General features: G+C 71.9%; 17 protein-coding genes. 12 read left to right on the forward strand and 5 right to left on the reverse strand.

Annotated elements, in window-relative coordinates:
• The first annotated feature begins 257 nt into the window (after positions 1 to 257).
• The 4 genes from OG912_RS14030 to OG912_RS14045 are packed head-to-tail and all read left to right on the forward strand — an operon-like array spanning position 258 to position 3,931.
• Entirely contained in the window at positions 258 to 548 is a 291-nt protein-coding gene (locus OG912_RS14030) for a LuxR C-terminal-related transcriptional regulator (protein ID WP_327709618.1), read from the forward strand.
• Positions 538 to 1,887, forward strand: coding sequence for an efflux RND transporter periplasmic adaptor subunit (locus OG912_RS14035; protein WP_327709619.1), 1,350 nt, complete (start codon positions 538 to 540; stop codon positions 1,885 to 1,887). The genes OG912_RS14030 and OG912_RS14035 overlap by 11 nt, the downstream gene beginning before the upstream one ends.
• Entirely contained in the window at positions 1,884 to 2,651 is a 768-nt protein-coding gene (locus OG912_RS14040) for an ABC transporter ATP-binding protein (protein ID WP_443060970.1), read from the forward strand. The genes OG912_RS14035 and OG912_RS14040 overlap by 4 nt, the downstream gene beginning before the upstream one ends.
• Entirely contained in the window at positions 2,651 to 3,931 is a 1,281-nt protein-coding gene (locus tag OG912_RS14045; RefSeq protein ID WP_327709621.1) for an ABC transporter permease, read from the forward strand. The genes OG912_RS14040 and OG912_RS14045 overlap by 1 nt, the downstream gene beginning before the upstream one ends.
• 80 nt (positions 3,932 to 4,011) lie before the next feature.
• On the opposite strand, the gene OG912_RS14050 is transcribed toward OG912_RS14045, so the two are convergent.
• Positions 4,012 to 4,395 carry a cold-shock protein gene (locus tag OG912_RS14050; RefSeq protein WP_285574602.1) on the reverse strand — a complete coding sequence of 128 codons (384 nt, stop codon included), beginning with the start codon at positions 4,393 to 4,395 and terminating at the stop codon, positions 4,012 to 4,014.
• 210 nt (positions 4,396 to 4,605) lie between these two features.
• On the opposite strand from OG912_RS14050, the gene OG912_RS14055 reads away from it, so the two are divergent.
• A complete protein-coding gene (locus OG912_RS14055; protein ID WP_326737837.1) occupies positions 4,606 to 4,830 on the forward strand; it encodes a hypothetical protein in 225 nt (74 codons plus the stop codon).
• 495 nt (positions 4,831 to 5,325) lie between these two features.
• Here the strand turns inward: OG912_RS14055 and OG912_RS14060 are convergent, their stop codons facing one another.
• Entirely contained in the window at positions 5,326 to 5,937 is a 612-nt protein-coding gene (locus tag OG912_RS14060) for an HAD family hydrolase (protein WP_443060971.1), read from the reverse strand.
• A gap of 133 nt (positions 5,938 to 6,070) precedes the next feature.
• Between OG912_RS14060 and OG912_RS14065 the strand changes: the two genes are divergently transcribed.
• Genes OG912_RS14065 through OG912_RS14080 form a run of 4 tightly spaced genes read left to right on the forward strand, consistent with a single transcriptional unit; the run spans position 6,071 to position 9,984 of the window.
• Positions 6,071 to 7,081 (forward strand): FecCD family ABC transporter permease, encoded by a 1,011-nt coding sequence (locus OG912_RS14065; protein WP_327709622.1) that lies wholly within the window; start codon positions 6,071 to 6,073, stop codon positions 7,079 to 7,081.
• On the forward strand, positions 7,078 to 8,148 hold the full coding sequence (locus OG912_RS14070) for a FecCD family ABC transporter permease (protein ID WP_327709623.1): 1,071 nt from the start codon (positions 7,078 to 7,080) through the stop codon (positions 8,146 to 8,148). Before OG912_RS14065 ends, OG912_RS14070 begins: the two co-directional genes overlap by 4 nt.
• Positions 8,145 to 8,990 (forward strand): ABC transporter ATP-binding protein, encoded by an 846-nt coding sequence (locus tag OG912_RS14075; protein WP_327709624.1) that lies wholly within the window; start codon positions 8,145 to 8,147, stop codon positions 8,988 to 8,990. Before OG912_RS14070 ends, OG912_RS14075 begins: the two co-directional genes overlap by 4 nt.
• A gap of 22 nt (positions 8,991 to 9,012) precedes the next feature.
• A complete protein-coding gene (locus OG912_RS14080) occupies positions 9,013 to 9,984 on the forward strand; it encodes an ABC transporter substrate-binding protein (protein WP_327709625.1) in 972 nt (323 codons plus the stop codon).
• A gap of 494 nt (positions 9,985 to 10,478) precedes the next feature.
• On the opposite strand, the gene OG912_RS14085 is transcribed toward OG912_RS14080, so the two are convergent.
• Entirely contained in the window at positions 10,479 to 11,540 is a 1,062-nt protein-coding gene (locus OG912_RS14085; protein WP_327709627.1) for a hypothetical protein, read from the reverse strand.
• 75 nt (positions 11,541 to 11,615) lie between these two features.
• On the opposite strand from OG912_RS14085, the gene OG912_RS14090 reads away from it, so the two are divergent.
• Positions 11,616 to 14,069 carry a helicase C-terminal domain-containing protein gene (locus OG912_RS14090; RefSeq protein WP_327709628.1) on the forward strand — a complete coding sequence of 818 codons (2,454 nt, stop codon included), beginning with the start codon at positions 11,616 to 11,618 and terminating at the stop codon, positions 14,067 to 14,069.
• A gap of 540 nt (positions 14,070 to 14,609) precedes the next feature.
• Positions 14,610 to 16,253, forward strand: a complete 1,644-nt coding sequence (locus tag OG912_RS14095) for a DNA repair helicase XPB (protein WP_327709629.1) — start codon at positions 14,610 to 14,612, stop codon at positions 16,251 to 16,253.
• Between the two features lie 27 nt (positions 16,254 to 16,280).
• Here the strand turns inward: OG912_RS14095 and OG912_RS14100 are convergent, their stop codons facing one another.
• Complete coding sequence (locus tag OG912_RS14100) at positions 16,281 to 16,469, reverse strand: hypothetical protein (protein ID WP_326737828.1); 189 nt, start codon at positions 16,467 to 16,469, stop codon at positions 16,281 to 16,283.
• Between the two features lie 348 nt (positions 16,470 to 16,817).
• Between OG912_RS14100 and OG912_RS14105 the strand changes: the two genes are divergently transcribed.
• Positions 16,818 to 18,890 carry a HelD family protein gene (locus tag OG912_RS14105; RefSeq protein ID WP_327709630.1) on the forward strand — a complete coding sequence of 691 codons (2,073 nt, stop codon included), beginning with the start codon at positions 16,818 to 16,820 and terminating at the stop codon, positions 18,888 to 18,890.
• A gap of 45 nt (positions 18,891 to 18,935) precedes the next feature.
• Here OG912_RS14105 and OG912_RS14110 read toward each other — a convergent pair whose 3' ends face one another.
• The gene (locus OG912_RS14110; protein ID WP_443060972.1) at positions 18,936 to 21,587 is read right to left on the reverse strand and encodes a glycoside hydrolase family 9 protein; all 2,652 of its coding nucleotides are present in this window, start codon (positions 21,585 to 21,587) and stop codon (positions 18,936 to 18,938) included.
• Positions 21,588 to 21,764: the final 177 nt, after the last annotated feature.

Genomic DNA, 21,764 nt, shown 5'->3' on the forward strand with positions numbered 1-21,764 from the left:
ACCGCAACTCCACGCGTCCAACGTGCAAACATAAGAGAACCTCCCAGAGTGAACCGACATGACAGTCACCGGACACTAATCACTCCCCACACGCCTTACCACCCACCTCGTGGACCGTGACGTAAATACGTCAGCCGGCATGCACCTTTGTGTCACCTTGGGGCGATTCGCGGGGCTATCTCGACATTCAATCAATGCGCTAGCCTGGTCCGGACCACGGAACTCACGATTTCGTGGATGATTCCCCGGGGGGGGATATGATCAAGTCGGACATAATTCATAGAGTCGACGAAAGGGAGCTACGGCTCCTGCAATTGCTCTATGCCGGATATGAGGACGCCCGGGCGGCTCGCGCCATGGGGCTGAGCCACCGCACCGTGCAACGTCACGTGAAGGGGCTGATGCTCAGACTCGGCGTGAACAGCAGGCTGGCACTCGGCGCACGAGCACAGGAACTCGGTTGGCTGGATCCGGCCCGTGACCGGACGGACGCCCAACCGTCCGAGGCATCCCGTGCGCAGCAAGCCGGGAGGCGCGATGCCGCGTAACCGACGGCACGCCCTCCTGACGGTGGCGGCCCTCGCGGTTGCCCTGACCGGCATCGGCCTCGTGTCGACCGCCTACATCTCCTCGCCCCAGCAGGCAGCCGCCGAGGTCGGCCCGCCCGCGCCGGACGTTCTCACGGCCCCGGTGGAGCGGCGGGTGCTGACCGACAGCGTTGTCCTGCGGGGCCGGGTCGCCGCCGGCCGGACCTTCGACGTCTCCTCCGCCGGACCGTCCGGAAAGGACTCCGGCTCCCCCGTGGTGACGAAGGTGATGGTCGAACCCGGCGCTTCGGTGAAGCCCGGCAAGGTGCTGCTGGAGATCTCCGGGCGCCCCCTGTTCGCCCTCGAAGGCGGTCTGCCCGTCTACCGCGACCTGCGGCCCGGGGCCCACGGGGACGACGTACGCCAGCTCCAACACGCCCTGTCCGCCATGGGATTCAGCAGTCAGGGCGATCAGGCCGGTTACTTCGGCGCCGGGACGAAGGCGGCGGTGACCCGGCTCTACGCGTCGCTCGGCTACGACCCCGTCCCCGCACAGGAGGACGGGCAGCGAAAGCTCCGGGACGCCCGGCGCGCGGTGACCGACATGGAGCGCGCATTCCAGGACGCGAAGGCCGGTACCGACAGACAACGCGCAGCCGAGGACCTGGCCGACGCCCGGACGGAGCTGCAGACCGTGGAGGGGGCGGACGGTCCCATGGTCCCCGCGTCCGAACTCGCCTTCTTCCCCGTGTTCCCGGCCCGCGTCGACACACTCGCCGCGCGGGTGGGCGGCCCCGCCGGGGACAAGCTCCTCACCGTTTCGGCCGGTGACCTGGTGGTCAAGGGGTCCCTCGGTTCGAGCGAGACGGGCCTGGTCAGGCCGGGCCAGAAGGTGCAGATGCTTTCCGAGCTCACCGGCGTCACCGCTTCGGGCGTCGTCGCCTCGGTGGCCGGCGCACTGTCCGCCGCCGACCCCGCCGAACAGGAGGAGGGCGCGGCGCAGGACACCGGCAAGGGCGCGGTGGGCCACGCCCTCGTGGTCACCCCCGACAAGGCGCTGCCCACCGAACTCGCCCACCAGGACGTACGACTGACGGTCGAGGCGGCAACATCGAAGGACAAGGTTCTCGTCGTTCCGATCTCCGCGGTGTCCGCGGGCGCGGACGCGCGCACCACCGTCACCGTCCTCCGGAAGGACGGCGGGCGGAGCCGGGTGGAGGTACGCCCCGGCATCTCGGGGGACGGGTATGTCGAAGTCACCCCGACCGGACCGAACGGCCTCGCTCCCGGCGACAAGGTCATCGTCGGCATCAGCCCGACCGGGAGCGGCTCGGCGGAACAGGGCGGCCTGCCTTCATGACGGTTCCCGCACCTCTCTCCCTCACCGGAAGCTCCGGACAACCCGATGCCACGCCCCTCGTCATGGAGTTCGACGACGTGGCTCTGACGTACCCGGGACCGCCACCGGTCGAGGCGCTCAAGCCGTGCCGCCTCGCGGTGAAACGGGGTGAGTACCTCGCCGTCGTAGGCCCTTCGGGGTCCGGGAAGTCCACGTTCCTCAACATCGCCGGACTGCTCGACGTGCCCACCCAGGGCCGCTATCTGCTCGACGGCACGGACACCACCGCCTTGCACGAGGCGGACCGCACGGCACTGCGAGGCCGGCGCATCGGCTTCGTCTTCCAGGCCTTCCACCTCGTACCGCATCGCAGCGCCGTCGAGAACGTGACCCTCTCCATGCTGTACACGGGAACGCCGCGCCGCGAACGAACGAAGCGCGCACTCGAAGCCCTGCACCGGGTGGGACTCGACCACCGGGCCGACGCGCTGCCGATCCGGATGTCCGGCGGCGAACGGCAGCGGGTCGCCATCGCCAGAGCCCTGGTCGCACGCCCCTCGCTGCTGCTCTGCGACGAACTCACCGGCAATCTGGACTCCACCACGGCCGAGTCCGTACTGACGCTCCTCGACGAACTCCACCACGACGGCATGACCCTCCTCGTCATCACGCACGACCCGGTCGTGGCAGCTCGCGCGGCCAGGACGGTGACGATCCGGGACGGCATCCTCACCGAATCCGGCACGCGCGCGGTCCACACCACCCCCGCAGCGGCGGGTATCTGATGAACCGTCCGCACTTCAGAGCCCTCGGGCCACGCTCCCGGCCACGGCAGGGCACCACCCGTGCGGCTCCCCGTACACGTCTGCGGACCCGGGATCTGCTCACCGAGGCCCACGCCGGAATGCTCCAGCGCCCCGGCCGCTCCGCCCTCACCGCACTGGGCACGGTGCTGGGCGTGGGCACGTTCGTCGCCATCCTCGGCCTCACCGCCACCGCGTCCTCGCAGATCGACTCACGCTTCAACACGCTCGTCGCGACCGAGGTGACGATCGAGGACATCGGCGACGACAGCGCCGAACACCTCGCCAACTCCTTCCCCGACGACGCGCCTTCCCGTATGGAGCGGCTGCACGGCGTCCAGCACGCAGGCGTGTACTGGCACGTCTCCGTCAGCGGCAGGAGCACGGTCACGGCGGCGCCCGTCGGCGACGGGGCAGGCGGCGAGGAAGCCCCGGTGGTCGCCGCGACCCCCGGAGTGCTGGCGGCGGCCGGCCCGACGCTGGCCCAGGGACGGCTCTTCGACGCCTTCCACCACCGTCGCGCCGAAGACGTGGTGGTCATCGGCTCCGGGCTGGCCAACCGGCTCGGCATCACCACCCTGGAGACCCAGCCCGCGGTCTTCGTCGGCGGTACCCCCCTCACCGTCATCGGCATCGTGGACGATGTGGACCGGCAGGAGGACCTGCTGCTCTCCGTCATCGTCCCGAGCACCACGGCCGAGAAGTACTGGGGCGGTCCCGCCCGCGGGGAACGCGCGAAGATGCTGGTGTCCACCCGGCTCGGCGCCGCCACCCAGGTCGCCCATGAGGCGGCTCTGGCCCTGGACCCGGCCCATCCCGAGCGGTTCAAGTCGATCCCGCCACCCGACCCGCGCACCCTGCGGGGCAATGTCAGCGGCGACCTCAACCAGCTCCTGCTGCTCCTCGCCGGCATCTGCCTGGTCATCGGCACGGTCGGCATCGCCAACACCACACTCGTCGCGGTGCTGGAGCGCACGGGAGAGATCGGACTGCGCCGCGCCCTCGGCGCACGAGCCCGGCACATCACCGCGCAGTTCCTCACGGAATCCGGTGCACTCGGCGCGCTGGGCGGGCTCGTGGGGACGAGTCTGGGCACGCTCACCGTGGTCGGCGTCGCCGTCGCCCGGGACTGGACACCCCTCATCCACCCCGCGACCGTGGCGGCGGCCCCGGTGATCGGTCTCGCCACCGGCCTTCTCGCCGGCCTCTACCCGGCCTGGCGTGCGTCCCGGATCCAGCCGGTCGAGGCGCTGCGGCGCTGAGCGGGCGGAAACGGTGCGGGACGGCCCTGCCCGGGTGCCGCACACCCGTGGGGCCGTCCCACACCTCCTCGTGCTGCCGCTCAGACGTCGAGCTGGTCCGCGACCGCGCGCAGCAGACCGGCGATCTTGGCGCCGGCCGCCTTGTCGGGGTAGCGGCCGCGCTCCAGCATCGGTGTGATGTTCTCCAGAACGGTCGTCAGATCCTGCACGATCGACGCCAGCTCGTCCGGCTTGCGGCGCTGGGCTGCCGCGACGGACGGGGTGGGGTCGAGGATCGCCACGGAAAGCGCCTGGTCACCGCGCTGTCCGGCAACCACGCCGAACTCGACGCGCTGGCCGGGCTTGAGTGCGTCGACTCCGTCGGGAAGCACGGACGAGTGCACGAAGACGTCACTGCCGTCGTCGCGGGAGAGGAAGCCGAAGCCCTTCTCACTGTTGAACCACTTGACCTTGCCAGTCGGCAAAGCACGCACCCCATCTCAACCCGTATGCCGGAACAAAGCCTCAGCAGGTCAGGCCGTCCTGTGGTCGCGCTTCCCCTGCTGGCAGAAGCCTCCACAGGTGAAGTACCCCTCGTCAAGCCTGGTCATCCGGACTCTGTCCGGAAACGGCACCTGCTTCTTCCGCAGGCCGCCCGGGGGTGATCCGCCGCCGCCGGGAACTACCCTGACGAAGTGAGTACTCCTTCTTCCGGCGCAGGCGACCGGCTGGTCCGTATCGGCGCGATCGTCTTCCTGATCGGCGCCCTGTCGACCCTCGCCACCATGGCCCCGCTCTTCCTCGGCACCCACCCGCTGCCGTCCATCGCCTGGTCCCTCTGCATGCTGATGGGCGTCGGCTTCCTGATCGCCGCGGCAGGCGTGATCCGGTCTGCGCGAGCGGGGGCGCCTCGGCGCTAGGGTTCCGTCCTCAATCGCCGGACGGGCTTTGGTGCGGGTCCCCCGCGGGGCGCTTCACCCGGTGGGTGGGGGTGGGTGCCCTCCGGGGAGACTCCTCAAAAATGGCGTGTGCACCCGACGACGAACAGACACCCGGGTCGTACGCCATTTTCTGCGGGGACTCCCCTGCACGCCCCCACCCTGCATCGTGTGCGTCTGCACGCTGGCGATAGTGCTGTCGCAGACGCACGACGGCCGGGTCCGGGGCCGTGCAGGGGAGTCCCCGCAGGACGACGAACATCGACCCGGGTCCGCTGCGTACCCGCGGAACGTTCGTCGTCCGAGGAGACGCCCCGGAGGGGCCCCGGACCCCCACCCACCGGGCAACAGCGAACCCCCGCGGGGCACCCGCACCACCAAGCCCGTCCGGCGATTGAGGACGGAACCCCGCACCCCGGACCGGGGCAACCGAAACGCCGCGCGCCCGCCCGGCAGAGGGCCCCGCCCGGCCGAGGGCTACACGTACGTCTCCAGCCACGCCGGGAACTCCGTCAGGGACGACAGGACGACATCCGCGCCCGCCGCGCGCAGCTCCGCCTCGTCGCACGGGCCCGTCGTCACGCCCACCGAGCAGGCGTCCGCCGCCCGTGCGCCGCGTACGTCGCCCGTGTGGTCGCCCACGTACACGCCCGCTCCGTGCTCGCGCAGCGCCTGGGCCTTCGCCTCGGCCCAGAGGTCGCCCACGGTCACGTCGGGTTCGATGCCGAGGTGGGCCAGGTGCAGCTTCGCGTTCGGCTCGTACTTGGCGGTGACGACCATCGTCCGGCCGCCCAGCGCGCGGATCGCCTCGATCGACTCCCGCGCTCCGGGCATCGCGAGCGTCGGGCCTATCGCGTAGTCGGGGTAGATCTCGCGGTAGCGGTCGGTCATCGCGGCCACATCGGCCGCCGGGAACCAGTGCGCGATCTCCTGCGCCAGCGGCGGGCCCAGCCGGCTCACCACCAGATCGGTGTCGATGAATGCCCCCGTCTCCTCGGAGAGCGCCACGAAGGCGGCCGCGATGCCGGGCCGGGAGTCGATGATCGTCATGTCCAGGTCGAAGCCGACCGTCAGTGCGTGCGTAGCCATGACGCCCATTGTGCCGACCGCCCGCCACTCCCGGCCCACCCCCGGAAAGCCCCGCACAGCCGACGCTTAGACTTAGCCAAGCCTTACTTTGCTTGGCTTTGTTTTGCTTTGTTTCGCTTGTCGATGGGGTCCGATGTCAGCCGCCGCACCACGCCGCTCCAGACGCGCTCTCGCGACGGCGGCGGCCGTCGTGGCGCTGCTGGTCGCCGTACTGCTCAGCCTCGCCGTCGGGGCGCGTTCCATACCCCCGTCCGAGGTGTTCGACGCCCTGCTCCACGGCGGGCACTCCGACGCCGCCGAGGTCATCCGGAACATGCGGGTGCCCCGCACCCTGATCGGCCTGATGGTCGGCGCCTCGCTCGCCCTCGCCGGCACGGTGCTCCAGGGCATCACCCGTAACCCCATCGCCGACCCCGGCATCCTCGGCATCAGCCAGGGCGCGTCGGTCGGAGTGGTGCTGGCCATCGCGTACGCGGGGATCCACACGCTCACCGGATACGTCTGGTTCGCCTTCGCGGGGGCGGCCATCGCCTCCGTCGCCGTGTACGCCATCGCCTCCAGCGGGCGCGGTGGTGCCACCCCGGTGAAGCTCGCACTCGGCGGCGCCGCGATCAACGCGCTGCTGGTGTCCGTGACCATGGCCGTACTGACCACGAAGGCGTCCGCACTGGACGAGTTCCGGTTCTGGCAGGTCGGCTCGATCGCCGGCCGCGAGGCCGAGGTGGCGCAGCAGATCTGGCCGTTCCTGCTCCTCGGCACGATTCTCGTGCTCTGCGTCGCCCGCGGGCTCGACGCACTCGCCCTCGGCGAGGACATGGCGAAGGGCCTGGGGCAGAAGATCGCGACCGTACGGATCGTGGGGGGCATCGGTGCCACCGTGCTCACCGGGGCCGGAGTCGCCGCGGCCGGGCCGATCGCGTTCATCGGTCTCGCGGTACCGCACATCGCCCGCGCCGTCGTCGGCAGCGACCACCGCTGGGTGCTCCCGATGGCCGCCCTGATCGGACCCGTGATGCTGCTCGTCTCCGATGTGATCGGCCGGATCCTCTTCCCGCCGAGCGAGGTGCCCGCCGGGGTCATGACGGCCCTGATCGGGGTGCCGTTCCTGGTCACGCTGGTGCGCCGGAAGGCGGTGCCCGCATGAGCGCCCCGACGGCCGCCGTGCGGCCCGCCGGGTACAGCCTCGTACGGATAGGGACCCGCGGACGGTTCCTGCTGCACCGCCGGGCCACGGTCGTCGCGGCCTCGCTCGTCGTCCTGCTGGCCGTCGTCTGCGTCGCGTACCTCTGCGTCGGCGAGAGCTTCGTCGCGCCGTCCGAGGTCCTGAACGTGATCCTGGGACGGCCCTCCCCCGACGAACTCGTCGTCGGCACGCTTCGGCTGCCGCGCATGCTCGTCGGGCTGCTCGTCGGCCTCGCGTTCGGGATCGCCGGCGCGCTGATCCAGACCGTGGCCCGCAACCCCCTCGCGAGCCCCGACATCATCGGCATCAGCCAGGGCGCGAGCGCGCTCACGGTCGGCGCGATGACGTTCGGCATCACCTCGTACACCGTCCTGCCGTACCTGTCGGTGATCGGCGGGGTCGCGGCCGCGGCGCTCGTCTACGCCTTCGCGTGGCGCGGCGGGCTGCACGCCACCCGCTTCGTCCTCATCGGCATCGGCTTCGCGATCGCGCTGCGCTCGGTCACGACCCTGTTCCTGACCAAGGGCGACTACCTCGTCGCCCAGCAGGCCCAGATCTGGATGACGGGCTCGCTCAACGGCCGCGGCTACGAAGAGGCCGCGCCCATCGGCTGGACCCTGCTGATCCTGCTGCCCGCCGTCCTGTGGGCCGCCCGCGCCCAGCGGTCCGTGTCCATGGACGACGACACGGCGACCGCGCTCGGGGTCCGACTGGGCCGGGTACGGCTGGGGCTCGTCGCCCTCGGTGTGATCCTGGCGTCCGTGGCCACGGGGACGGCCGGACCGGTCGACTTCGTCGCGCTGCTCGCCCCGCAGATCGCCCGCCGCATGACCCGCACCGCACAGATTCCGCTGCTCTGCTCGGCCCTGCTCGGCGCGGTGATCGTCGTCTTCGCGGACCTGCTGGCCCGCAGGCTCTTCTCCCCCACCGAACTGCCGGTGGGCGTCCTGACGGCGGCGGTCGGCGCCCCGTATCTGATCTGGCTGATCATCCGCGGTCACGGTGGCCGCTCGGGAGGCAACGCATGACCACGACCCGGCAGCAGGACACCGCGACCAGCCGGCTGACGGTGCGCGAGCTGACCCTCGCGTACGAGGACCGCACCGTCGTCCACGAACTCGACCTCGCCGTCCCCGACGGCAAGGTGACCGTCATCGTCGGGCCCAACGCCTGCGGCAAGTCGACGACGCTGCGCGCCCTCGGCCGGCTCCTCAAGCCGCGCGGCGGGGCGGTGTTCCTGGACGGCACCGAGCTGTCGAAGATCCCCACGAAGAAGATCGCCCAGTCGATCGGGCTGCTCCCCCAGACCCCCGTGGCCCCCGAGGCGATCACCGTCTCCGACCTCGTCGCCCGCGGCCGCCAGCCCCACCAGCACTGGTGGCAGCAGTGGTCCCAGGAGGACGAGCGGGCGGTGACCGAGGCCATGGAACGTACCGACATCACGGCTCTCGGCTCCCGTTCGGTGGACGAGCTCTCCGGCGGACAGCGTCAGCGCGTCTGGATCGCGATGGCCCTCGCCCAGGACACAGACCTGCTGCTGCTCGACGAGCCGACCACATACCTCGACATCGCCCACCAGGTGGAGGTCCTCGACCTGGTGCGCCGACTGGCCGCCCCGGCCTCGGACGGCACCCGCGGCCGGACCGTGGTGACGGTGCTGCACGACCTCAACCAGGCGGCCCGCTACGCCGACCATCTGGTCGCCATGAAGGCGGGCCGGATCGTCGCCGAGGGCCACCCGCAGGACGTCGTCACCGCCGAACTCGTCCGCGAGGTCTTCGGCCTCGAAGCCGTGATCGTCCCGGACCCGGTGACGGGATCGCCGCTCGTCGTACCGGGTGCGCCCTGGCAGCCCACACCGTCCTCCTGACACCGCCCACGAAAGGCACTTCATGTCCACCGCCCTGCGCCGCCGCGGTATCACCCTCGGCGCCCTCGCCCTGACCGGCACGCTCGCGCTGACCGCCTGCTCGTCCGACTCGGACTCCGACGGCGCCAAGACGGACGCCGCCGCGACCCACACCGTCAAGACGGCCATGGGCGACGTCAAGGTCCCCGTGGCGCCCAAGCGCGTCGTGGTCCTCGACACCGGCGAGCTGGACTCCGCGCTCACCCTGGGCGTGCAGCCCGTCGGCGCGACGCACTCGGCGACGGAGGACGGCTTCCCCACGTACCTGCCGGCGGACAGGACGAAGAAGCTCACCGAGGTCGGCGAGATCGCCAACCCCAACATGGAGACCGTCGCCTCCCTCAAGCCGGACCTGATCCTCACCAGCAAGGTCCGTGACGGCGACCGTTACGAGCAGCTCAGCGCCATCGCCCCCACCGTGATGACCGAGTCCACCGGCACCGCCTGGAAGGAGAACTTCCAGGTCCACGCCGAGGCGCTCGGCAAGCAGGCCGAGGCGAAGAAGATCGTCGCCGCGTACGACGCCCACGTCGCCGAGGTGACCGAGGCGATCGGCGGCAAGGCGAAGGCCGCGGCCACGGACGTCAACTTCGTCCGCTTCGTCGAGGGCGCCGACATCCGGATCTACGGCAAGCAGAACTACATCGGCTCGATCCTCGCCGACCTCGGCATGGGCCGCCCCGCCATCACCGACAAGGCCAAGGACGGCTTCTCGTACGACGTCTCCCCCGAGAAGATCGACCTCGCGGACGCGGACGTCGTCTTCACGTCCACGTACGGCGACCCGGACAAGGCGGGGACGACGAAGACGATGAAGAGCGGCCTGTGGAAGGGGCTGACCGCCGCCAAGAACGGCAAGGTCTTCAAGGTCGACGACCGCCTGTGGATCGCCGGCATCGGCTACACGGCAGCGGACCAGATCCTCGACGAGTTCCAGACGAAGCTGGCCGGCTGACGCCGGGGTTCCTGGGCGTTTCGGTTGCCCCGGCCCGGGGCGCGGGCTTCCGTCCTCAAGCGCCGGACGGGCTTGGTGGTGCGGGTGCCCCGCGGGGCGCTGTGCCCCGGTGGGTGGGGGTCCGGGGCCCCTCCGGGGCGTCTCCTCGGACGACGAACGTTCCGCGGGTACGCGATGGACCCGGGTATGTGTTCGTCGTCCTGCGGGGACTCCCCTGCACGGCCCCGAACCCGGCCGTCGCGCGTCTGCGACAGCACTACCGCCGGTGTGCAGACGCGACCGAGACCGGGTGGGGGCGTGCAGGGGAGTCCCCGCAGAAAATGGCGTACGACCCGGGTCCCTGTTCGTCGTCGGGTGCACACGCCATTTTTGAGGAGTCTCCCCGGAGGGCCCCCACCCCCACCCACCGGGCAGAGGCGCACCCGGCGGGGGACCCGCACACAAGCCCGTCCGGCGATTGAGGACGGAACCCCGCACCCAGGACCGGGGCAACCTCACCGCCCGCCCGGCCGAGGGCCCCGCGCACGCCACACCAGGTAGAGCGCGGAGGCCACGGCCGCACCCCGCACCACCCACGGCCACGTATCGCCGATCGCGGGGCCCATCCGGCCCTCCGCGATGGGTGCGCCCCACCGCCCGTCCATCCGGCCCCACAGCCAGACCAGGGCCCCCACCGCGACAACCCCGGGCAGCCCCATCACCGCCCACTTCGCCTCCGCGCGCGACAGTTTGCGGGAGCTGTACGCGAGCAGCCAGCCGCCCGCCAGGGCCAGCAGGGCCTGCGGGGTGTCGATCACCGCACCGGCCACCAGCAGCGCGGCGGCCAGCAGGAGCAGCGGGTGCGAGAAGCCGCGGGGAGCGACGTCCTCGGCTCGGGCGCGGCGCAGCCGCGGCAGCCGCCTCCGTCGGCGCGGCTCCTCGGCCTCCTCCTCGTACGCCTCGTCGTCCTCGTACGCGTCGTCCTCGTCGTCATCCGGCACCGGCGGCCTCAGCACGGCCGGGATCTCCACCCCGCCCCGGAAGCCCGGCACATCGGTGCCCGCGCCGAACTCACCGGTGTCGCCGAACCGGCCCGGAGCGACACTCCACCAGTCCGTGTCGTCGCGGGACGGGCCGAGTTCGTCCGAGCCCGCGCGGTGCGGCGGGGACGGCACCGGTCCGGGCGAGGTCCGCGCAGCCTCCCCCCGCACCTCCCCGAGGGCCTCCGACGCGCCCTTGCGCGAACTGTCTTTCCGCAGCCTCGCCCGGCGCGGGCGCGGGATCCCCGCCGCCTGCGCGCCGCCCCGGTCCGGCTCCTGCGGCACCGGCGGCGGCGGCGACACGTCGGCCGAACGGGCCGCCGCCGCGACGAGTTCGTCGGGGGTGCCGAGCTTGCCGATGATGCGGCGCACCGCCCCGGGTGTGTCCGCCGCCTGCGCCTCACGCTGCCGGTCTATCTCGCCCCGCAGCTCCGACACGAGCCTCATCCGGGTGCCCGAGGACAGCTGTTGTTGCTGCGCCAGGTCGCCGACCCGGCTCAGGTAGTCGTAGACCAGCTGGTCGCTCTCGATCCCCACGCGATGGTTCCCCTCTACGGCCCTGCACCGACGGTAGCGCCCTCGGGCCTGTCCGGAGCGACTACCGTGGGACGGATGGGGATGACCACACCACCGCGGACGCTCGCCGAGGCTCTGCGCGCCCGGGACGACGAGTCACTGGCCGGGCTGCTGCGTGCCCGGCCGGATCTCCTCACCCCCGTGCCCGGCGACATCACCCAGCTCGCGACGCGCGCCGGCACCCGTGCCTCCGTCGTTCGCGCCCTGGAACACCTCGACCGATTCGCCCTGCAGACCGCCGAGGCACTGGCCGTCGCACCCGACCCGGCCCCGTACGACATCCTGCTCGGCCTGCTCACCGGCGACGGCCGGGACGACGGGGAGCATCGGGACGACGCGGGCGCCGCGATCGTGGCCGCGCTGCCCGGCGCGCTCGCCACCCTGCGCGAACAGGCCCTCGTCTGGGGGGAGAACGACCGGCTGCGCCTGGTGCGCACCGCCCGCGAGCTGCTGTCGCCGTCACCGCAGCACCCCTCCCCCACCGGTCTCGGCCCGACCGTCGCCGAGGCCACCGCCGGCATGTCGCCCGGCCGGCTCCAGGAGATCCTCAGCGAGGCCGGGCTGCCCGCCACCTACGACCCGGTCTCCGCGGTGAGCGCCCTGTCCGCGCTGTTCACCGACCGCACCCGGATGGGCGAACTCCTCGACACCGCCCCGGTGGAGGCGCTGTCGGTACTGGACCGGCTGGTCTGGGGCCCGCCGTACGGCGAGGTCACCCCGAATCCCACCCCGCCCGTGAAGTGGCTGCGCGACCGCGGGCTCCTGCTGCCCGTGTCGACCCGCACCGTCGTGCTGCCGCGCGAGGCCGCGCTGCATCTGCGCGCCGGACGTGCCCACCGGGTGCCCGAGCCGCAGCCGCCCGCCGTCGTCGCCGTCGCCGAACGCGATCCACAGGCTGTGGACAGTGCGGCGGCGGGCCAGGCGTTCCTCGCGGTGTCCACCGTCGAGGAACTGCTCAAGAGCTGGAACGGCGGCGGCCCCGCCATACTGCGGGCCGGCGGCCTCAGTGTCCGCGAACTGAAGAAGACCGCCACCACGCTGGACGTGCCGGAACCCGTCGCCGCGTTCTGGATCGAACTCGCCTACGCGGCCGGGCTGCTGGCCTCCGACGGCGAAGCGGACGAACGGTACGCGCCGACTCCCGCGTACGACGACTGGTCGGAACTGTCCGCCCAGGACCGCTGGGTGGAGCTCGCCTCCGCCTGGCTCGCGGCCACCCGCACCTCGGGCCTGGTCGGCGGCCAGGACGCCAAGGGCCGCGCCCTGTCCACCCTCGGCCCCGAACTCGACCGATCCGCCGCGCCCGAGGTCCGCCACCGGGTCCTGGCCCTCCTCGCCGCCCTGCCGCCCGGCACCGCCCCCGACCCGGAGTCCCTGCTCGCCCGGCTCCGCTGGGAACGCCCGCTGCGCGGCGCCTCCGCGTCCGCCGGGGACACCACCGACCTGCGGTCCCGGATCGCCCTGTGGACGCTGAACGAGTCGGAGCTCCTCGGCATCACGGGCCGCGGCGCCCTCGCCTCGCAGACCCGCGCCCTGCTCTCCGGCGGGCCCGCCGAGGCCGCCGCCCAGCTCGCCCCGCTCATCCCGGAACCCCTGGACCACGTCCTGCTCCAGGCCGACCTGACGGCCGTCGCCCCCGGTCCGCTGGAACGCCCCCTCGCGGACATGCTCGGCGCCCTCGCGGACATCGAGTCGAAGGGCGGCGCGACGGTCTACCGCTTCACGCCCGGCTCCGTACGCCGCGCCCTGGACGCCGGGCAGTCCGCCGCCGACCTGCACGCCTTCCTCGCCGCTCACAGCCGTACGCCGGTGCCTCAGCCGCTCAGCTACCTCATCGACGACGTGGCCCGCCGCCACGGCCACCTGCGGATCGGCGCCGCCTCCGCGTACGTACGCTGCGACGACGAGGCCGTCCTCAACGAGATCCTCGCCGACAAGCGCTCCGCGACCCTGCGGCTGCGCCGCCTCGCCCCGACGGCCCTGGCCGCCCAGGTCGACCCGGCGTCCCTCCTCGACGGCCTGCGCGAGATGGGGTACGCGCCCGCCGCGGAGTCCGCCGACGGCGACGTCCTGATCACCCGCGCCGGTGCCGTCCGCACGCCGCCCCGCACGGCCCCCGTCCCCGTACCCGAGGGCCCGCCGGTGCCCGACCCCACGCTGCTGGGCGCGGCGGTCCGGGCGATCCGGGCCGGGGACACGGCGGCGACGGTCGTCCACAAGGAAACGGGCCCCTCCGCGCCCGCCGGCACCCTTCCCCGTACGACCTCCGCGGAGACCCTGGTCACCGTCCAGGCCGCTGCGATGACGGGCTCCGCGATCTGGATCGGCTACGTCAACGCGGACGGCGCGGCCAGCCAGCGCGTGATCGCCCCGGTCCGCGTGGAAGGCGGCTACGTGACGGGGTACGACCACACGGCGGACGAGGTCCGCACGTATCCCCTGCACCGGATCACGGGCGTGGCGGAACTGGCGGACGACCAGACGTCGTGACGGCCCCTGGGGTGCGGGGTTCCGTCCTCAATTGCCGGACGGGCTTGTGTGCGGGTCCCCCGCGGGCTCGCCTCTGCCCGGTGGGTGGGGGTGGGGGCCCTCCGGGGAGACTCCTCAAAAATGGCGTGTGCACCCGACAACGAACAGATACCCGGGTCGTACGCCATTTTCTGCGGGGACTCCCCTGCACGCCCCCACCCTGCATCGTGTGCGTCTGAACACCGGCTCCGAGACTGCCGCAGACGCAGGGCGGCCGGGTCCGGGGCCGTGCAGGGGAGTCCCCGCAGGACGACGAACATCGACCCGGGTCGTTCGCGTACCCGCGGAACGTTCGTCGTCTGAGGAGACGCCCCGGAGGGGCCCCGGACCCCCACCCACCGGGTGAAGCGCCCCGCGGGGCACCCGCACCCAAGCCCGTCCGGCGATTGAGGACGGAACCCCCAGCCCGGACCGGGGCACAAGAACACCCCGCCCCCACATACGGCACACTGGGAGTTTGGCCGGTACACGGCCACCCCGCCGCAGAAAGGGCCGAAGCGCGTGACCGGACCCCTCATCGTTCAGAGCGACAAGACGCTGCTCCTCGAAGTCGACCACGAGCAGGCCGACGCCTGCCGCCGTGTGATCGCCCCCTTCGCGGAGCTGGAGCGTGCGCCCGAGCACATCCACACCTACCGGCTGACCCCCCTCGGGCTGTGGAACGCCCGCGCCGCGGGGCACGACGCCGAGCAGGTCGTCGACGCGCTCGTGAAGTACTCGCGTTACCCCGTACCGCACGCGCTGCTCGTCGACATCGCCGAGACGATGGACCGGTACGGCCGCCTCACCCTCTCCAAGCACCCGGTCCACGGGCTGGTGCTGACCTCCACGGACCGGCCGGTCCTGGAGGAGATCCTCCGGTCGAAGAAGGTCCAGCCCCTGGTCGGGGCACGGATCGACCCGGACACCGTGGCCGTGCACCCGTCCGAGCGCGGGCAGGTCAAGCAGACGCTGCTGAAGCTGGGCTGGCCCGCCGAGGACCTCGCCGGGTACGTGGACGGCGAGGCGCACCCCATCGAGCTGGACGAGAACGGCTGGGCGCTGCGGCCCTACCAGCAGCAGGCCGTCGAGGGGTTCTGGCACGGCGGGTCCGGGGTCGTCGTGCTGCCCTGTGGCGCGGGCAAGACGCTGGTCGGGGCCGGCGCGATGGCGCAGGCCAAGGCGACCACGCTGATCCTGGTCACGAACACCGTCTCGGCCCGGCAGTGGAAGCACGAGCTGGTGAAGCGGACCTCGCTGACCGAGGAGGAGATCGGCGAGTACAGCGGTACGCGCAAGGAGATCCGGCCGGTCACCATCGCCACGTACCAGGTGCTGACGACCCGCCGTAAGGGCGTCTACGCGCACCTGGAGCTGTTCGATTCCCGCGACTGGGGGCTGGTGATCTACGACGAGGTGCATCTGCTGCCCGCGCCCGTCTTCAAGTTCACCGCCGATCTCCAGGCCCGGCGCCGGCTCGGCCTCACCGCGACGCTGGTGCGGGAGGACGGGCGTGAGTCGGACGTCTTCTCGCTGATCGGGCCGAAGCGGTTCGACGCCCCGTGGAAGGAGATCGAGGCGCAGGGCTACATCGCGCCCGCCGACTGCGTCGAGGTGCGGGTCAATCTGACGGACTCGGAGCGGCTCGCGTACGCGACCGCCGAGCCCGAGGAGAAGTACCGGTTCTGCGCGACGACCGCGACGAAGCGGAAGGTCACCGAGGCGCTGGTGCGCAAGCACCAGGGCGAGCAGACGCTGGTCATCGGGCAGTACATCGACCAGCTCGACGAGTTGGGCGAGCATCTGGACGCCCCGGTGATCAAGGGCGAGACCAGCAATGCCCAGCGCGAGAAGCTGTTCGGCGCCTTCAGGGAGGGTGAGATCAGCGTGCTGGTCGTGTCGAAGGTGGCGAACTTCTCGATCGACCTGCCGGAGGCCACCGTCGCCATTCAGGTGTCGGGCACCTTCGGCTCGCGCCAGGAGGAGGCCCAGCGGCTGGGCCGGGTGCTGCGGCCGAAGGCCGACGGGCACGAGGCGCGGTTCTACTCGGTGGTCGCGCGCGACACGATCGACCAGGACTTCGCGGCGCACCGCCAGCGCTTCCTGGCCGAGCAGGGCTACGCGTACCGGATCGTGGACGCGGACGAGCTGCTGTCGGACAGCTGACGGGCCGGGGAGGGGCGGGCGTCGTGCTCAGTGGGTGCGGCGGACGCCCGCCTCCTCCGCGTACTCGCCGAGGACGACGACGCCGAACGCGGCCCGTACGAAGACCTTGACGGCGCGCAGTGCTTCTCCGGCGCGGTGGTGGTGGGGGTGACCGGTGGCCGCGGTGGCGCCGTGCGCGGGGCCGGTCCTTCGGGGGTTCAGGGTGACGGTGCTCATGTCTTCCATGGTGCTCCGGACGAGTGCCTCGCGGCGTCGGCCCGCAGGCTGAAGCGCGGGGGCGTGCGTCTACCCCTGTGGTCGCATGCCGTCCCCTACGGGATGGACCCGGGCGATATTCGTTCGCGCCGAACAGGAGCGGTCGATACAATCGCCGGTCTGCCCGCCTCCCGCACCGTGGTACCGGCCGTCCGTAAGGGCCTGCCGGCAGCCGGGGGAGCGCCGCCGACCGGACGGAAACCGGCCGACAGCCAGTGATCGATTCCCGAGCGGACCGCATCGTCCCCCAGCAGTGACCGGGGACGGGGTGCGGTCCGCCGTCCTGCGTTGAATGCCGGAGGCAACACCGTGCCCGCGCACGAACACGAAAGCGACACCACCACCGATCCCCTCGCCCATGAGCGCGCCCATCTCGCCGCCTCGCGCGCCGCTCTGCGCGCCATGCGCGAGGACGCCCAGGCCCTGAACATCCGCGATGTCACGGCGAACTGGGTGAACGCCGCAGTACTGCAGGCCCAGATCGCCGACCGCATCAAGTCGCTCGCCGACCTGTCCCACACCCCGTTGTTCTTCGGGCGGCTGGACTACCTCCATGTCGTCGGTGCGGCGCAGGCCGAGGGCGCGGAGGGCGAGCAGTTCTACATCGGGCGCCGGCACGTCCACGACGCCGACGGCGATCCGATGGTCATCGATTGGCGTGCGCCGGTCTCCCAGCCGTTCTACCGGGCGTCCCGGAAGGACCCGCTGGACGTCGGTCAGCGGCGCCGCTTCGGTTACACGGGCGGTGAGCTGACCGCGTACGAGGACGAGCACCTCACCGACCCGTCCGAGGCGGCGCAGACGAGCAAGCTCCTCCAGGCGGAGATCGAGCGGCCCCGTGTCGGTCCGATGCGTGACATCGTCGCGACGATCCAGCCCGAGCAGGACGAGATCGTCCGCAGCGATCTCGGCGGCACCGTGTGTGTGCAGGGCGGGCCCGGCACCGGGAAGACGGCCGTCGGCCTGCACCGGGTCGCGTATCTGCTGTACGCGCACCGCGAGCGGCTCGCCCGCACCGGGACGCTCGTCATCGGGCCGAACAAGTCGTTCCTGCACTACATCGAGCAGGTGCTGCCGGCCCTCGGTGAGCTGGAGGTGAAGCAGGCGACGGTCGAGGACCTGGTGACGGCGCAGGTGGAGGTCCGGGGCGCGGACGAGGCGCGGGCCGCAGTCGTGAAGGGCGATGCCCGGATGGCGGAGGTGCTGCGGAGGGCGATCCGTTCGCATGTGACGATGCCGGCCGAGCCGGTGATGGTGGTGCGCGGTTCGCGGCGCTGGCGGGTGCCTGCGTACGAGATCGAGGAGATGGTCAAGGAGCTGCTGGCCCGCGACATGCGGTACGGGGCCGCGCACGAGGCCCTTCCGCTCCGCATCGCGCACGCCGTGCTGGTGCGGATGGAGGAGGCGGGCGAGGCTCCCGACGACCGGGTGCAGAACGCGGTGGCGCGTACCCCGGCGGTGAAGGCGGCCGTGAAGGCGATCTGGCCCGCGGTCGAACCGTCGAAGCTGGTGCTGCGGCTGCTGTCGGACCCGGAGTTCCTGGCCGAGCACGCGGACGGGCTGCTGAGCGAGGACGAGCAGAAGGCGATCGTCTGGACGAAGCCCGTTCGCAGTGTGAAGTCCGCGAAGTGGTCGGCGGCGGACGCGGTGCTGATCGACGAGGCGAACGATCTGGTGGCGCGTACGCACTCGCTCGGTCATGTCGTCATCGACGAGGCCCAGGACCTGTCCCCCATGCAGTACCGGGCGGTGGGCCGGCGCTGCTCGACAGGTTCGGCGACGGTGCTCGGTGACCTGGCGCAGGGCACGACGCCGTGGTCGACGCAGAGCTGGGATCAGGCGCTGCACCATCTGGGGAAGTCGGACGCTGTGGTGGAGGAGCTGACGGCGGGCTTCCGTGTGCCGCGCGAGGTGATCGCCTACGCCTCCCGGCTGCTGCCGGTGATCTCGCCCGGGCTCGCGGCGGTGGAGTCGGTGCGTGAGTCGCCCGGTTCGCTGTCGGTGAGGGAAGTGACGGGTGCGGACGCGCTGGACGCGGCTGTGGTCGCGGCGTGTGCGGAGTCCCTGGAGCAGGAGGGTTCGACCGGCCTGATCGCCGCCGACGCGCGCATTCCGGCGCTGGCCGAGGCGCTGACCGCGGCGGGCCACAGCTACCTCTCCCCCGGCCAGGAGACGACCGCCGAGTCCCGGCTGACGCTGGTCCCGGCGTCGCTGGCGAAGGGCCTGGAGTACGACTACGTGGTGCTGGACGAACCGGCCGCGGTGGTCGACGGCGAGCCCGACGAGCGGACGGGGCTTCGCCGGCTGTACGTCGCGCTGACCCGCGCCGTGTCGGGGCTGATCGTCCTTCACGCGGCGCCGCTGCCGGAGGAGCTGGGCTGACGTGCACGGGGTGGGGGCGGCGGGCCGCCCCCACCCCGTGTCCGGTCAGCCGGCCGTGCAGGCCCTCCCGTTCAGCTTGACCGTGCCCGGGTCGGCGGCGGCGCCCGAGACGCTGCTGTTGAACCCGAAGTCGATCGCCGCCCCCGGTGCGAGGGTGCGGTTCCAGGACAGCGGTGCGGCGGTCACCGTCCGCCCGTACTGGGTGAGTTCGGCGCTCCAGGTGTGGCTGAGCTTCTGGTCGCCCGGCAGCAGCCAGGTCAGGGACCAGGGGGTGAGCGCCTCGGTTCCGGTGTTCTTCACCGTGACCGTGGTGGTCGAGCCGGTGCTCCACGGGTGCGAGGAGTAGGTGACGGTGCAGGCGCGGGCCGGGCCCGCGCCGTCAGCGGCGTCGTCCAGGTAGGAGGCGATGAAGGCCAGCGGTGCGTTCCAGTTGATGGCGACCTCGTTGGTGGCGTACGAGCCGTTGTCGTCGAGGTAGCACATCGCCGCCGCACAGCCGGTGAGCTTGGCCGCTGCCTCCGGGTCACCGGAGGTGGGGGCGGTGAGGTTCGGTCCGCCCGCCAGGGAGCCGGCGGGCGGGTGGGGCAGGGACGGGTCGCTCTGGTGCGCCCAGACCCGGTGGTGCTGGTTCTCGGAGCTGCGCTCGCCGTACCCGGTGACGTACGACTGGTTCAGCGGGTTGCGTCCGAAGAGGTAGTCGGCGCCGCGCAGTACGGCGTTCCGGTACCCGGCCTTCCCGGTGAGGTCGGCGGCGGTGGCCAGCACGATCATGTTGTTGAGCACCTGGCTGTTGGATCCCCAGGCGTAGTTCTGGCCGGTGGGTGCGTACGGGACGCCGTACAGCTGGTTCTCGGTCTGGGCGGCGTAGCGGTCGGCGGCCGTGGTCACCACGGTGCGGACCTGTGCGAGCTGGTCGGCGGTGAGGTCGTTGGGGACGGTGGCGAGGGTCAGGACGCCGAGACCGGCGGTTCCGCCCCACCACATGCCGCCGTCGGCCGGGAAGACCTTGTCCGTGTCACCGTGCAGCGGCGATGCGAGGAGCGCCTGACGGTAGGCGTCGGCGCCGGTGGTGGTGAAGAGTTCGGCGGCGGCCCAGTAGAACTCGTCGGAGACGTCGTTGTCGCTGTAGGTGCCGCCACCCGTCCCGTCGTTGGGGTCGGCGAGCACGTCCGGGTGGGCCTTCGCCGCGGTCCACGCCGTCTCGGCGGCCGTACGGCACCGGTCGGCGAAGTCCGCGTCGTACGGAGCGAAGAGCCGGGCGCACTGGGCTGCCGTGGCGGCCAGGTTGAGGGTCGCGGCGGTCGACGGCGGGTGCAGCTCTCGCTGCTGCGGGTCGAGATGGGGAAGCAGCGGCAGGCCGGTCCACTGGGCGTCGTGCATCTTGTGGTGGACCATTCCGGCGAGCGGCTGCCCGGCCGGGACCTGCATGCGCATCATGAAGTCGAGCTCCCAGCGCGCCTCGTCGAGGATGTCCGGCACGTCGTTGCCGTGCTCGGGCACCCGCAGCGCACCGTCGCCGAGTTCGGCGGACTCGGCACCGTCGGCCGTGAGGGTCCGCTCGTAGGTGTCCATCAGCTCGGCGACGGCGATGCCACCGTTGACGACGTACTTGCCGTGGTCACCGGCGTCGTACCAGCCGCCCCGCACGTCGAGCCGGTAGTCGCAGACGCCCGGCTGGCAGGGCACGTCCGTGTCGCCCTTGTTGGGGGCGACGTCGAGGTGTCCGGCCGGGCGGGCGTACTGCTCGCCGACCAGGTCCGCGTCGATCTCGATGCCGCTGCGGTTCTGGTAGAAGTACGCGAGCGAGTCGCTGCGCAGGGTGTCGTACAGGTCGGACCCGATCGAGAACGGCTCGCTGACCTGCCCGTCCGCCTCGACGGTGTAGCCGTCGCCTGCCGTCGTGACGTCGCTGAAGTCGAAGGTGTGGACGTTCTGGCGGGAGGTCGGGTCGATGCCGCCCGGGGCGGTGGTGCCGGTGGCGGCGGCCGATCCGTCGGCTGCCCTGAGCGTCCAGGGCAGGGGCTCGGTCGCGTCGGTGACCAGGGTGCCGTTCTTGGGGCCCTGCGGGAGGTATCCGACCTGGTTGACGCGGACGCGCGAGCCGGTGTCGGGCACGTACACGGGCGGTTCGGCGCCGCCGCGCAGGGACACGTCGTCGAGACAGAAGGTGGCTGCCTCGTCGCTGCCGCCTATCTGGAAGGCGAGCTGGGCGGCGTCGCGGTCCGCGGTCGCGGTGAAGACGTGCGTGACGGGGACTGCCTCCGTGCCGATCTGGTCGGTCGCGGAGAGGTCCGTGGTCCACGGGTCGACGGCCAGCTGCACATTGGTGTGGATGGACAGCGGGGTGGTGGAGCTGGCGGTGTAGGTGAGGCTGTACGTCTCCCCCGCGACGAGCGGGATGTCGTTCTGACCGACGATCACGTCCCAGGGGTTGGCCGTTCCCGCCGGTACGTCGGTGCAGAGCCTGCCGTCCGTGACGGCGGCGGCGGTGTTGGCGGTCCACCACCAGGGCGCGGTGCCGGCGGCGAAGTCACCGTTGGTGATCTGCTCCGGGGCCGGGTCGGCGTCCTCGGCGGCGGCACCGGGCGCGGTGAGGACACCGCCGAACAGTGCGGTGAGAGCTAATGTCCCGAGCACACGGCGCCCGCGCCGGGCGCGGGCGCGACCGGTGGGGGACGGGGGCGGAGAGGCGTTCACCGGGGGCCTTTCGGTAGGGGCGAATACGGTCCGAGGCATGACGGAGAAGCGGTGGGAGCGCTCCCACGACAATGGGAAAAGCCGGGGAGGCACCGTGGGAGCGTTCCCATACCGTCGTCGCCATTGTGGAGCCGGGGGCGTTTGTTGCGCCAGGGTCGTGACAGCACGAGCCCTGCG

It is taken from the genome of Streptomyces sp. NBC_00464 (assembly GCF_036013915.1).
Taxonomy (GTDB): domain Bacteria; phylum Actinomycetota; class Actinomycetes; order Streptomycetales; family Streptomycetaceae; genus Streptomyces.

Excerpts from the sequence above, each read along its gene's own strand:
- OG912_RS14030 (WP_327709618.1), top strand. The coding sequence starts at position 258 with ATGATCAAGTCGGACATAATTCATAGAGTCGACGAAAGGGAGCTACGG.
- OG912_RS14035 (WP_327709619.1), top strand. The coding sequence starts at position 538 with ATGCCGCGTAACCGACGGCACGCCCTCCTGACGGTGGCGGCCCTCGCG.
- OG912_RS14040 (WP_443060970.1), top strand. The coding sequence starts at position 1,884 with ATGACGGTTCCCGCACCTCTCTCCCTCACCGGAAGCTCCGGACAACCC.
- OG912_RS14045 (WP_327709621.1), top strand. The coding sequence starts at position 2,651 with ATGAACCGTCCGCACTTCAGAGCCCTCGGGCCACGCTCCCGGCCACGG.
- OG912_RS14060 (WP_443060971.1), bottom strand. The coding sequence starts at position 5,937 with ATGGCTACGCACGCACTGACGGTCGGCTTCGACCTGGACATGACGATC.
- OG912_RS14065 (WP_327709622.1), top strand. The coding sequence starts at position 6,071 with ATGTCAGCCGCCGCACCACGCCGCTCCAGACGCGCTCTCGCGACGGCG.
- OG912_RS14070 (WP_327709623.1), top strand. The coding sequence starts at position 7,078 with ATGAGCGCCCCGACGGCCGCCGTGCGGCCCGCCGGGTACAGCCTCGTA.
- OG912_RS14075 (WP_327709624.1), top strand. The coding sequence starts at position 8,145 with ATGACCACGACCCGGCAGCAGGACACCGCGACCAGCCGGCTGACGGTG.
- OG912_RS14080 (WP_327709625.1), top strand. The coding sequence starts at position 9,013 with ATGTCCACCGCCCTGCGCCGCCGCGGTATCACCCTCGGCGCCCTCGCC.
- OG912_RS14090 (WP_327709628.1), top strand. The coding sequence starts at position 11,616 with ATGGGGATGACCACACCACCGCGGACGCTCGCCGAGGCTCTGCGCGCC.
- OG912_RS14100 (WP_326737828.1), bottom strand. The coding sequence starts at position 16,469 with ATGAGCACCGTCACCCTGAACCCCCGAAGGACCGGCCCCGCGCACGGC.